This window comes from uncultured Kiloniella sp. (assembly GCF_937128705.1).
Taxonomy (GTDB): Bacteria; Pseudomonadota; Alphaproteobacteria; order Kiloniellales; family Kiloniellaceae; genus Kiloniella.
Map to the genome: position 1 here is coordinate 1 of NZ_CAKZMP010000195.1, position 12345 is coordinate 12345.

The window sequence follows — 12345 nt, forward strand, 5'->3', positions numbered from 1 at the left end:
TGGTTGTCACGTGTTTGTACAAACCGTTGTCTGGATCAACTGAATTCGGCCCGCCATCAAAGATTGGATTATGTTGGTTCGTGGATACCGGATCAGATTCAAACGGAATTTGAAGCCAGTGCGGAAGAGAAGGTAGAAATAGCTTCGTCTTTGACGACAGCATTTCTTTTGTTGTTGGAAAGATTGACGCCAAAGGAGAGGGCGGCATATCTACTACACGATGTATTTTCGATGCCATTTGACGAGGTCGCACGTGTTCTGGATATGCAATCTGTGAATTGTCGTAAGCTGGCAACACGTGCACGCGCGTATGTGGCAAAGAACAATGTGCGACATGTGCCGGAAAAGCAGCATCAGGAAAAATTGTTAGAAGCTTTTCAGCAGGCGATCCGAACCGGGGATGTTGATGGTCTGGGAACCATGTTACGGGCGGATAGTGATTTGCGTGCTGATAGTGGCGGCAAAGTGCAGGCTGTACGCGATGTCATTGTTGGTCATAACGCGATTTGCCGATTTATTGAAAATATTCTATCGCATGCATGGCGAGACATGACGATTATGACTCAAGTACTGAATGGTACTTTGGGATTGGTGATTGTGGATGAGGGTAAAGTGCATGCGGCACTATCATTCGGATATGACGCAAAGGGACAGATAAGCCAAATATACATCATGCGGCATCCGGGAAAGCTGAAACAAATGATTTCAGCCAAAGGGATTCTGTCAAAATCAGGAGCTATATCTTGGGCGTGATATTCTTTTTTTAGCTCTCCATCCGGTGCAAAAACTCGTTTACGGCGAACAGGCTTTGTTCCTGTGTAAAATATGGATAAGATTTATCTTATCCATAAAACGAACCCAGATTGCCAGATAATGTGTTTTTCGCGCCATGATTAATATCCCCACTGATCTGTTGCGTACCTTCTCTACTGTGAATGACTTGGGAAGCATAACCCGCGCAGCAGAGACATTGGGGCGTTCTCAACCTGCGATAAGTCTTCAACTGCAACGGCTGGAAGACTTGTTGGAAATATCGCTTTTCAATCGGAGCGGAAGGAAGATCTCGCTAACGGAAGAGGGTGAGATTTTACGCGGCTATGCAAAGCAAATCCTTGCGCAGAATGATGAGGTTATCTCCAGATTGAAAACCCCGAAAGTCGGGGGCGTTGTCCGGGTCGGTTTGCCAAATGATTTTGCCGTATCTCTGTTGCCGACAATCCTTGGCGGATTTACGAGTGCCCACGACGGAATCACGCTGGAAGTTGATTGCGGGATCAGTCGTGATCTTATTCAGGCCGTGGACAAGAATGAGTACGATGTGGTCATTGCCCTTTGTTCGGATACACCGTCACCTTCGTTGGCCAAAACATGGTCTGATCGTCTGGCATGGGTCGGCAACGGGGATGCAGCATTGTTATCGCAAGATACCTTGCCTCTGATTGTCTATCCGCAGGGCTGTATCTATCGTCAGAGATCAGTGGATGCGCTGAACAGAGCCGGAAAGAAATGGCGCATATCCTATTCCAGTCCCAGTCAATCAGGTATCGAAGCCGCGGTAAAGGCAGGCTTGGGTCTGACTGTTTTGTCTGAAAAAACAGTGCCGGGCAGTTTGGAAGTCGTGCCTGTGGAGAACGGTTATCCGGGGTTGGCAGATGTCGAAGTCGGTCTGTTTTATCGTCAGGGAAACTTAAGTGAAGCCGGGCTGCGGCTGGTCAACTATATCACGGCGTCTATGGATGAGATTCATAAGGAATAAGCACAAAAGTATCTGTTCACTTTTTATCGTAACTTTGATTAGTGGCCCGCTCAACGCGCGCATCTATATCCCATCCCTTGACGGTTGGTGTGCGGTGCAGCATAAATGATCGCTAGTCTAAATCGACACATAAAAAAATATCAGGGAGCGACAGGCGATATGACTTCAGTGACCAAACCTCAGTGGGTACCAAGCGAAGATCGTGTGCAAAATGCGATTGTCACCGATTTTATGGTCTGGCTGAACCAACAGAACAGAACAAAGGTGAATAATTTTGCTGATCTGCATAAATGGTCAGTAGAGAATATCGCCGATTTTTGGTCCGCGGCCTGGGATTATTTTGATCTCTCTGGCGAAAAGGGCGGTCATGTTTATACGCGTAATGATCAGGATATTAAATCAAGCGCATGGTTTTCTCAGTCAAAAATCAACTTTGCTGAAAACTTGCTGCGTCATCGCGGTGATCAGGATGCTATCGTTTTCTGGGGCGAAAAAGGACGTCAGAGATCACTAAGTAGAGATGATTTGTACAATGAAGTTTCCCGCCTTGCTCAAGCGCTGAAAGCACAGGGTGTTGGACCTGGTGATCGTGTTGCCGGATTGATGCCGAATATGCCGGAAGCCATTATCGCGATGCTTGCAACAACTGCCGTCGGTGGTGTTTGGTCCTCGGCTTCACCGGATTTTGGTGCACAGGGTATTCTGGATCGCTTTGGCCAGATTGAACCAAAAGTTTTAATCGCTCCTGATGGTTATGATTATAATCTGAAAAATCACGATGTTTTGGGCAAGGTTACAGAGGTTGTCAAAGAGATCCCAGCCATTGAAAAGGTTGTTGTGATCTCTTGGTCGGGTGCGGATCTGGATCTATCCAGATTGCCAAATGCTGTCGATATGCGGGATTTTGTCGGTTCTTTCCAACCCACAGAAATAGCCTTCTCCAGACAGAGCTTTGATCATCCTCTCTATATTATGTTCTCTTCAGGGACGACCGGCGCGCCCAAGTGTATTGTTCACCGTGCAGGTGGCGCGCTGATGAAGCAGTTGGTTGAGCACAAGTTCCACGGTGATTTGAAAGAAAATGATCGCCTATTTTATTTCACCACCTGTGGGTGGATGATGTGGAACTGGTTTGCCGCTGGATTGGGCTGTGGCGCAACATTGATCTGCTATGATGGATCGCCGTTTGCGGGCAGTCCAACAATTCTCTTCGATCTGGCGGAACAGGAAAAGGTGACCCATTTTGGGACATCACCCAAGTATCTGGACACTTTGAAAAAAGCAGGTGAAAGCCCGATCCAAAATTATAAGTTACCAGCACTTCGGGCGATTTATTCTACCGGGTCCCCTCTGTTACCCGAAGGATTTGATTTTGTTTATGAGCATGTAAAAAAAGATGTTCAGCTGGCATCGATTGCTGGCGGAACAGATATTTTGGGCTGTTTTATGCTTGGAAATCCTATTGGGCCTGTGTATCGCGGTGAAATCCAAACACCAGCACTGGGCTGTGCGGTTTCTGCTTTTAGCGATGATGGTAAGCCTGTGTCTGATGCCAAGTCGGATGACGGTTCGAATGAGCGGGGCGAGTTGGTTTGTACGGAACCTTTTCCATCCATGCCGCTTTGTTTTTGGGGTGATGAAGACGGATCGCGCTATAACAAAGCTTATTTTGAACGCTTTGATAATATTTGGACCCATGGCGATTTTCTGGAAGTTACGGAAAATGGCGGTCTGATTATCCATGGTCGTTCTGATGCAACCCTCAACCCCGGCGGCGTGCGTATCGGTACTGCAGAAATCTATCGTCAGGTCGAAACACTGGAAGAAATTCGTGAAGCTATTGTCGTTGGCCAAAACTGGGACGGCGATGTACGGGTGGTTCTCTGCGTTATTTTGCAGGATGGTGTTGAAGGCCTTAGTGAGGAGCTGATCAAGAAAATAAAAACTAGAATCAGAACCGGTTGTACACCGCGCCACGTTCCGGCAAAGGTTGTTGCAGTTTCAGATATACCGCGAACAAGATCGGGTAAAATCACCGAGCTGGCTGTACGTGATATTATTAATGGTCGCGAAGTCGGCAACAAGGAAGCGCTGGCTAATCCAGAGGCCTTGGATCTTTACCGTAATATTCCGGCATTACAGCAAGATTAAAGGGATATATATTCTCAGGCATCCATTGTGCTTATGTACAATGGATGCCTGCATTTATTTTCATCTCAACTGATTATTTGTATCGGTCTTGTTTGCTTATAGATCAACCTCGATATCGCTTTTGGCAAAACTGCAGCAGGCGAGGAAAAGATTGTTTTTTGTATCTTCTTCGCTTAGTGCCATGGCGTTTGGTGCTGCAATCTCGCCGTGTTTCAGCTCGCTTTTACAGGTGCCACACAGACCACCCCGACAGCTATAGGGAATATCAATCCCCGCAGCTTCTGCCGCATCAAGAACAGCTTGATTACCCTTTATTTTCTCAGTCACACCTGATTTAGAAAAGTGGATTGAATAGCTTGCTGCTGATCCATATTCTGGTGGCAGAGTTGGTTCTATGGTGAAGCTTTCTTGATTGTATTGTTCTTTTGGCAGGCCATTGTTCATCAAGTGCGTTTGCACAGTTTCCATAAACTGATCAGGGCCGCAGACGAATACATCGCGCTCAATATAGTCGGGGCAAACTTCCTTTAATATCTTTGGCGAGATTCGGCCCTTGATACCGTGTTCTGCCAAATGAGAGGAAGGAACACCCTGTGTTGTGTTGTAGGATAGTTCCAGCTGGGGAAACTGCTTTGAAAGCAAGGACAGCTCTGACCAAGCAATCAAGTCATCAATAGTATGGCCGGAATGGTGGAAATGGATGTCATAATCCAATCCTGTATCCGTGATGAACCGGGTCATGGAAAGCATGGGGGTGATGCCTGACCCGCCAGAAATCATCAGAATTTTTTTCTTCTGGGTTTCTTTTAAGTGGAAAACGCCAGCCGGACCGATTGCTTCCAGACTGGATCCAACAGCAACGTGATCGTGCAGCCAATTGGAAACACGTCCGCCATTAACCCGTTTGACTGTAATTGTAATCGTATCCGGGCGTGATGGTGTGGAGGAAATGGTATAGCAACGGCTAACGATTTCGCCGTTAATCGGAATATGGAGAGTCAGAAACTGACCGGGTTGATAAGAAAAACGTTTTACCGGATCAGACGTGAATTTAAAAGTTTTCACATCTTTGGTTTCGTCTATGACCTGTACGCACCTCAGCAATATGGGGGCTTGGTCAAAAGTTTCTGCTGGCCTAGGCTTCAGGTGAGCGGTAATACGCGCTGATTTTGGTTTCCAATTATCAATGTAATGTGGTTTGGACTTGGTTTTTAGTATTTCGACAGGATCACCAACTTGAATGGTTCCTGTATTCAAGGGAATCATGTTTTCCCCGAAAATGACGTCTTTTCCACCCTGAACTTGGCGAAATTCGGTGAGCGTTTTTAGAGGCTCAAGAATTTTATCTGCGGCATGGGCAAAGGGATCAACCGTTGTAAAAACACAGCGCGCGCAGGGTTTAGGCAACTCGAATCTTACATCGCCAATCCTGATTAAGGACCAGCCATCTTCCTCGAAAGGCAAGGTGCCGCTAACAGTAATGTTCGGGCGGAAATTAGCCATCGAAACAGGGGCAAGTAAACGCCTGTTTAACTCGTTTAACGAGCTATTTGCGGTGATGAGAATTGGAAAGCCGTCAGCAAATCCGACATCGTTCTCTGGATGTTGCTTGATAAAGCGTTCAGACCTGTTGCCGAAATAGAGCAGTTTCATTGGCTCTCCGAGAAGATCACTTATCCATTTATCGGCTTGAGCACCACATTCCTGTCCGATCAGATCTGTACCCCAAACATTACTGTTTTGATATGTATCAGTGAAGCTTTCCGGATTTAGGATGATGGGTTCTTTGTCTTCATGAGACAGGGTTAAAAGAGCCCCCTGATAGGTGCTGATAATCGCTGTGATTTTTGGGTGTGTTCGCCCAGTAACAAAGGTCCCGTCGGGTTTTGTGATCAGGTATCGACGATCCCCAGCCAGGCCCGCAGTCAGCACAGAAGCCTTGGACATTGAGATACCGGCAACAGATTTAACGGGATAAATCAGGAGATCACTGACAACTGCTTTAGACATTATAAGGGCCTTTTATAGGGGCTGATTGGTAAGAAAGGTGATGATAGTGATCTGTTTCAAAGGAGAACAGGGCTAGATGTTAGAAATATTTTTTAAATATTTTTCGGGGACAAATTTTCTGGATTACCGAAATTTAAGGTCTGTTTGTGACGGTTTAACGTTGTTGTTTGTTAAGCGTTAGAAAAGTTGTGCTTGCTGAGCTTGTGGTTCCTGACAGGCGGGACCTTCATGGCGTGCATTATTCACATAGCTGGTTACGGGGGTTGATTTTAGGCTGTTGATTGGGAGTGGCTTCAACAGGTCATGCCCCCCCTTGAAAAGCCATGTGTTGTAATCTTTCCTTGGCACAATGACGGGCATACGATGGTGTATATGGCAAATGTCGTGATTAGCTTCGACCGTCAGAATCGCACAAGATTGCATTTCGCTGCCATCTGCGCCCAGCCAATCATCCCAAATTCCCGCAAAAGCAAAGGGCGCATCGTTGGTTTGTGTGATGTAATAGCCTTGTTTTGTCGTGTTACCTGTTTTCCCGGAATACCCACTTTGCCACTCGTAGAAGCCGTCGGCGGGAATCAGGCAACGCCTGCCCCGAAAGGGACCTTTGAAGGATGGTTTTTCGTTGACTGTTTCGCTACGGGCGTTGTGCATTGGGTTGTTGAGATTCGGTTCTTTAACCCAATTTGGAATCAGCCCCCAACGATGCAGCGTAAAGTGCTTTTTTTTGTCCGAACCGAGAACAATGACCGCAACAGGTTGAGTGGGGCATATATTATACCGTTCTTCCAGGTTGGGGCGCTCAGGGAAGCCCATAAGGTCACTTAAGTCAGCGATAGGGGTGGTTAAGGCAAAACGTCCACACATGATTCAGAAATAGTTGTCCTTGAAGATTTACATTTAACTTACCAGTTTCTGGGCTTGAGGAAACCATCTCTTGCGTTGTGATTCCGTGCTGAGTTTTATTGCTGATTAATCCCGGAGTTTCATTTTTATGATTCTTGATCTATACCCTTGGTTTAGATCGGGGTGCTTTTGAACCGAGATTACTTTTAACCACGAATTTTGTTGCGAGATCAAATCGATGATTTTTGGATTTTTTGGCCGGAAAAAAGAAATCCATATGATTGATGATGGGTTGAAGCGGGCGGGTACGTTTAGTGCTGTTGTGCCTGATGCAGTAAAATTAACTTTGTGGCGGTTGGCAAAAGATCGGGGATTGTTGAAAAATAACCCAGAGGCAACCCTTCATAATCTGGCTGGTTTTTTAAGTTATTGTATTCTGGGGCAGGAAGATTTCGAGGATTTTAATGGCCCGGAAGATTCAAAAGAAATGCTTCGTCGGTTAGAAATGGTCAAAATTTTCGAAGATGGCATCGATGCGGAAATTGTGATGTTAACCCTTCATGCCGGGTTGGCAGACGAAACCACTGCTGGCCAATATTCTATTGAAGCCGAAGTTGATTCAACAAACGGCGCAGAGAACTAGGATGCAGAGAACTAGGGTGCGTTTAGATAGGGGTTTTTCAAGGAATAAAGTGGAGAGCGATTCTATTGGCTAAGGTTTTCTACTATATAATGTGGATATTTTTTATCCCCTTTATCCTGTTGCTCAATGTAATTGAGGGAAAAGCAAAGTATCAAGTGAAAGAGCCTGATCCTCTTCGAGACCCAAAAACAGAAGACCAGAAGAAAAAAACAGAAGAAAATAAATAAAGTTTACTGCCCATAAGCCAGAGTTTGCGTATAATGGGTGGCTTGGAAACAGATTAAAGGAACTAAGACCATTAGTGAGGGATTTTCAGAAGCAGAGCGTATCAGGTTTCACAACCTTCTGCAGGTTGCGGCCCTAAGCCCCTATGACGGAGAGAGAGAGAATGCTCTGGCTGCTGCTAAGCGTATGGCGGCAAAGCATAACATGTCTTTGGAAGAGGCTGCAGAAGGTGGACCGAGAGACGAGCCAAAGCAAAAGGCACGCCCCGCTTCTTATAGTATGTCTGCAACGGAACGGGTTTTTGCAAATTCTCTCCATTTGATGGATTCCCATCTTGAGCAAGAAAAAGCACGTCATGAAGCTGCGCTAAAAGCTGCTTATGAACGAGGATTGGCAAAGGATAACAAGCCTCAAAAATCATTGGCGAGTCCTGTGAAAGTTAGAAATAAAAAACCACGTGGTATGCCCCCCAAAATTCACGCTGCTGTTCTTTTGAGAGAAACAGAGCTCACAATCCGTGAAATTTCGAGCATTACAGGTCTGGATGTTTATAAAATCACAGCATTAAAACTTAAGAACAGAAAACCGGCTGCCTAAAACGACAGATTATTAATCAGGCTTATTTAGTATTCAAATTTTGAATTCTGAAGAAATATATGCTTATCATCAGGAATTCTGTTACTGGCACTTTGTTAAATAGAGTGATTAATCAAATATTGGCGATCAGATATTGGTAAAAAGTGCACCCTGACGATGATCGGGGAGGTGTGGTGTGTGGGGGTGCCCGTCTCTGAATTGTACGCCAACACCATCCCAAGCGTGCCGTACAACAGTACCAGTATATCTGCCCAAACTGCTTAAATCGAGTTCCACGACAGTACCAATAGGTGGACGACAAAAGGTTTCCAAAAAAAGACCATTTCCAGAAAGGTTTTGGACCGAACAAGGATGCCAAGAACCATCAATGCCCAAGGAAGCATTATCCCCTGCGGCATACCTTTTATATTGGCGGTTTTCTATCATCTACTACATTTGTACCTAATCTTGTTACTGTTCATGATTCTAGGTACTAATCCTTACCAATTCCTTTCTAATTGCCGTGATTTACTCTGCGACTTGTGTGATTTTTGTGAATATTGAATCTTATGCGTGTATTACGCTATGAATTCACATCTTTTTGTGCACAGGTTGCCCTTTCATTCATAGTTATGCCTTGACCAAAAAGCGTTGATAGCTGATGTGTTATGTAGCAACTTAAAATCAATTTTGTGCTTTGTTATCGTTTTGCTTTATCGATGCCTTTATCGTTTTATTGCCACACTTTGAGCATAGATAACAAACTGTTAATGGATGTTTTTCAGTACAGGAATGGCTTCTAATGTATAAACTTCACTACTACCCTGGTAACGCAAGCATTGCACCGCATATGTTGATGGAAGAACTCGGTGTTGATTATGAACTTGTTTATGTCGATCGGAATAAGCAAGCCCATAAAAGCCCAGAGTATCTTGCTTTGAATCCTTCGGGCCGTATTCCTGTATTGGAAGATGGCGCCATGGTTATCTCTGAGACAGCTGCAATTTGCATGCATCTCGCAGACCGACACCCCGAAGGTCGCATGGTGCCCGATGTTGCAACCCCGGAACGCGCCAAGTTTTATCAATGGTTGATGTTTTTAACGAATACGATCCAAACAGAGTTTCTGGTTTATTATTATTCCGAACGTTATAGCAGCGATGCGTCTGATGCAGCGGCGATTAAAGAAGCCGCAGAGCAACGCTTGATGGGGTATTTTGAGATAATCGATGCCCAGCTTGCTAAAAAAGGTCCCTATATGATGGGTAAGGCAATTTCATTTTTGGATTTTTATCTCCTGATGCTTTGCCGTTGGGGGCGTTTTCTTCCTAAAAAACCGAGTGAAATGAAGTTTCTGGGTAAAAATGTTTCTCTTATGAGCAAACATCCGGCTGTATTGAGGACTTTTGACCAAGAAGAACTGGTAGCACCTTTTGCATAAAAGGGTGTTTGAAATCTAAGTGATATAAGGTGGCTAGCGATGGAGTGTTAGCCACCTTTGTAATATCCAAAAGCTCAATTGGTTAATTTTAAAGATTTATTGTTATTGGTTTTTGCCTGTCAAAGTGGTGAATAGAGAAGCGAAAAGTCGCAACTAAGGTAGAACTATCTTAATAAATATTCTCTAAGTGGTAGGAATGGAATTTGGTCACACTTTAGGCCTAGGGAAATAATAAATGTTATCAGCAATCACTAATTCGTGGGCACTTTTGCTCGGTATTGCCTTTCTGATGCTGGGTAATGGCTTGCAGAGTACTGTGTTGAGTGTCCGGGGGTCTATTGAAGGGTTCTCAACCGAATCAATCGGTGCTGTGATGACCTGCTATTTTATCGGGTATCTTGCTGGATCATTTGTGACGCCCAAGGTTCTTGCCAATGTTGGACATGTGCGCGTTTTTGCAGCACTGGCTTCTTTGTCCTCAGCATCTGCTTTGTTACATGCCGTTTTTATTGATCCCTATACTTGGGGAGCGATGCGCCTTATTACCGGATTTTGCTTTGCAGGATTATATATCGTTGCTGAAAGCTGGCTGAATGACAGCGCGACAAATGAAACGCGTGGACAACTCTTATCCGTTTATATGGTTGTTCTTTACGGGGCTATGGGGTTTGGGCAGCTGCTAATTAATATTTCAGATCCCGGTAGTTTTCTGCCCTTTATCTTGATGTCGGTATTGGTTTCTCTTGCGCTCATTCCAACAACTCTGACAGTTGCCCAGGTGCCTACGTTTGAATCTCCGACACCTGTTGGGCTCAAGCGTCTTTTTAAGATTTCGCCTTTGGGTTTTGTTTGTGCTTTCGGGGTCGGTGTTGTTCAGGCACAGATTTTTGGTGCTGGGGCGATTTATGCCGGACAATTGGAAATGACAACAAAAGATATTTCCTTTTTTATGGTGGCGATGTCGATAGGTGGGGTTACTTTGCAATGGCCTATTGGGAAGGCTTCTGATCATTTTGACCGCCGTAAAGTTCTAATCGTTGTGGCGCTGCTGGCTGGTTTAGTTGGGTTACTCATAAGGGTTTTTTCTGCCTCAGAAGCAAACTTTTTGTTCCTTGGTAGTGCGTTTCTATTCGGTGCGCTGTGTTTGCCGTTATATTCTTTGGCGATTGCACATACCAACGATTATCTGGATGCCTCTGAAATTGTTGGGGCGACAAGTGCGTTGATTGTGATCGGTGGAATTGGATCTATCATTGGGCCTGTGGTCAGTACGTTCTTGATGGGGCAGTTTGGGCCAAATGCGTTTGTCTATAGTATGTCCGTTACATTGTTGATGATCACGACTTTTGGTGTGTTCCGTATGACACAGCGAAGTTCAGTACCGATTGAAGATCAGGGTGATTATATCGGGGTGCCTGCGGAATCATCGACAATGGTTGTTGCCATGACACCTGAGGGTGAGGAGTGGTACGAGGAAGTTATTGCAGAAGCTGAAAGTGAAACGCTTGATTCTTCTGAAGAAGAAGACACAGAGTCAGATGTTCTTGAGGACGGTCCTGCTTTCTGGGAAGAAGAAGTCTTGGCTGATGGGGAATTATCCGAAGCTGAGATCAAGGCGAAGAGTGAGTAATTTTCAGTTCGTTGAATAGAAAATTATTATCGATTCTCGTTGATAACTTCTAGGAAGATATCAGCATAGCGTTCGAGCTTGCGCTTGCCGACACCGGGTACATTCGCCATATCACCGAGATCAACCGGGCGTGCCATAACCATTTCCAAAAGCGTCTTGTCGTTAAAGATCACATAGGGAGGCACGCCTTGATCTTTGGCGAGCTCAAGACGCTTTGCTCTTAACGTCTGGAAGAGTGCTTCGTCTTTTGGATCATCAATTGTTGCCGCTGGACCAAATGATTTTTTATAGTGACTGCGGAGGGATGCACGGGTTTTCTTTGTCGGGTCGCGGCGGAAATGGACCGTTTTTTCGCCTCTTAAAACCGGGCGGCAATCTTCCCCGAGTTGAAAGGATCCATGCCCTTCCATATCCACTTTTAAATACCCAAGGGCGACCAGTTGGCGGAAGATAGACCGCCATTCCTGTTTTAAGAACTCTGTGCCAATCCCAAAGGTACTGAGTTGGTCGTGACCAAGTTTCTCGATGCGTTCTGTTTTTGCGCCCAGTAGGACATCGATTACATGTGCCGAGCCAAAAATCTGGCCAGTACGATAGACAGTAGACAGTGCTTTTTGCGCGGCTTGGGTGCCGTCAAAGCTTTCAACAGGGGTCAGGCAGGTATCACAATTTCCACAGGGTTCAATCGGATTATCATCAAAGTATTCTAGCAATACCTGTCGACGGCAGCGCGTGGTTTCACAAAAACCTAACAGAGCTTCCAGCTTTCTGTTTTCGATCCGTTTTTGGGCTTCCGGGGCATCGGATTGCGATGCCATATGATAAAGTCGGGCGACATCGTTCATGCTATAGATCATCCAGGCTTCGGCCGGAAGACCATCACGTCCAGCGCGCCCTGTTTCCTGATAATAAGCTTCCAGGCTTTTGGGCAGGTCGAGGTGAATGACAAAGCGAACGTCAGGTTTGTCTATACCCATGCCAAAGGCAACGGTGGCGACCATGATGACAGCATCCTCTTTGAGAAAGCGATCCTGGTTGTTTGCTCTGATGTCTTTAGAAAGGCCTGCGTG

General features: G+C 45.5%; 12 protein-coding genes. 8 read left to right on the forward strand and 4 right to left on the reverse strand.

The features are described 5' to 3' along the window. The 3 genes from Q0241_RS10580 to Q0241_RS10590 all read left to right on the forward strand — a co-directional run. On the forward strand, positions 1–753 hold a 753-nt coding region (locus tag Q0241_RS10580; RefSeq protein ID WP_299377137.1), incomplete at its 5' end, for a sigma factor-like helix-turn-helix DNA-binding protein. A 136-nt stretch (positions 754–889) separates the two neighbouring features. Then, positions 890–1756 carry a LysR substrate-binding domain-containing protein gene (locus tag Q0241_RS10585; protein WP_299377139.1) on the forward strand — a complete coding sequence of 289 codons (867 nt, stop codon included), beginning with the start codon at positions 890–892 and terminating at the stop codon, positions 1754–1756. Between the two features lie 159 nt (positions 1757–1915). After that, positions 1916–3907: an acetoacetate--CoA ligase gene (locus Q0241_RS10590; protein WP_299377141.1), complete on the forward strand. Its 1992-nt coding sequence runs from the start codon at positions 1916–1918 to the stop codon at positions 3905–3907. A 96-nt stretch (positions 3908–4003) separates the two neighbouring features. Here the strand turns inward: Q0241_RS10590 and Q0241_RS10595 are convergent, their stop codons facing one another. Continuing rightward, positions 4004–5917: a hybrid-cluster NAD(P)-dependent oxidoreductase gene (locus Q0241_RS10595; protein WP_299377143.1), complete on the reverse strand. Its 1914-nt coding sequence runs from the start codon at positions 5915–5917 to the stop codon at positions 4004–4006. Positions 5918–6094: 177 nt separating this feature from the next. After that, entirely contained in the window at positions 6095–6781 is a 687-nt protein-coding gene (locus tag Q0241_RS10600; RefSeq protein WP_299377145.1) for an SOS response-associated peptidase, read from the reverse strand. A 217-nt stretch (positions 6782–6998) separates the two neighbouring features. Here Q0241_RS10600 and Q0241_RS10605 point away from each other — a divergent pair, with 217 nt between their 5' ends. From Q0241_RS10605 to Q0241_RS10615, 3 genes are all read left to right on the forward strand, one after another. Further along, positions 6999–7403 carry a hypothetical protein gene (locus tag Q0241_RS10605; protein WP_299377147.1) on the forward strand — a complete coding sequence of 135 codons (405 nt, stop codon included), beginning with the start codon at positions 6999–7001 and terminating at the stop codon, positions 7401–7403. Positions 7404–7468: 65 nt separating this feature from the next. After that, complete coding sequence (locus tag Q0241_RS10610; protein ID WP_299377148.1) at positions 7469–7630, forward strand: hypothetical protein; 162 nt, start codon at positions 7469–7471, stop codon at positions 7628–7630. Positions 7631–7667: 37 nt separating this feature from the next. Next, positions 7668–8225, forward strand: a complete 558-nt coding sequence (locus Q0241_RS10615) for a hypothetical protein (RefSeq protein ID WP_299377150.1) — start codon at positions 7668–7670, stop codon at positions 8223–8225. A gap of 126 nt (positions 8226–8351) precedes the next feature. Here the strand turns inward: Q0241_RS10615 and Q0241_RS10620 are convergent, their stop codons facing one another. After that, complete coding sequence (locus Q0241_RS10620; RefSeq protein ID WP_299377152.1) at positions 8352–8651, reverse strand: PilZ domain-containing protein; 300 nt, start codon at positions 8649–8651, stop codon at positions 8352–8354. Positions 8652–9006: 355 nt separating this feature from the next. On the opposite strand from Q0241_RS10620, the gene Q0241_RS10625 reads away from it, so the two are divergent. Both Q0241_RS10625 and Q0241_RS10630 read left to right on the forward strand, forming a co-directional pair. After that, positions 9007–9645 (forward strand): glutathione S-transferase family protein, encoded by a 639-nt coding sequence (locus Q0241_RS10625; RefSeq protein WP_299377154.1) that lies wholly within the window; start codon positions 9007–9009, stop codon positions 9643–9645. Between the two features lie 235 nt (positions 9646–9880). Further along, positions 9881–11275: an MFS transporter gene (locus tag Q0241_RS10630; protein WP_299377156.1), complete on the forward strand. Its 1395-nt coding sequence runs from the start codon at positions 9881–9883 to the stop codon at positions 11273–11275. 26 nt (positions 11276–11301) lie between these two features. On the opposite strand, the gene Q0241_RS10635 is transcribed toward Q0241_RS10630, so the two are convergent. Beyond that, a partial coding sequence (locus Q0241_RS10635; RefSeq protein WP_299377158.1) for an RQC domain-containing protein occupies positions 11302–12345 on the reverse strand: 1044 nt, incomplete at its 5' end.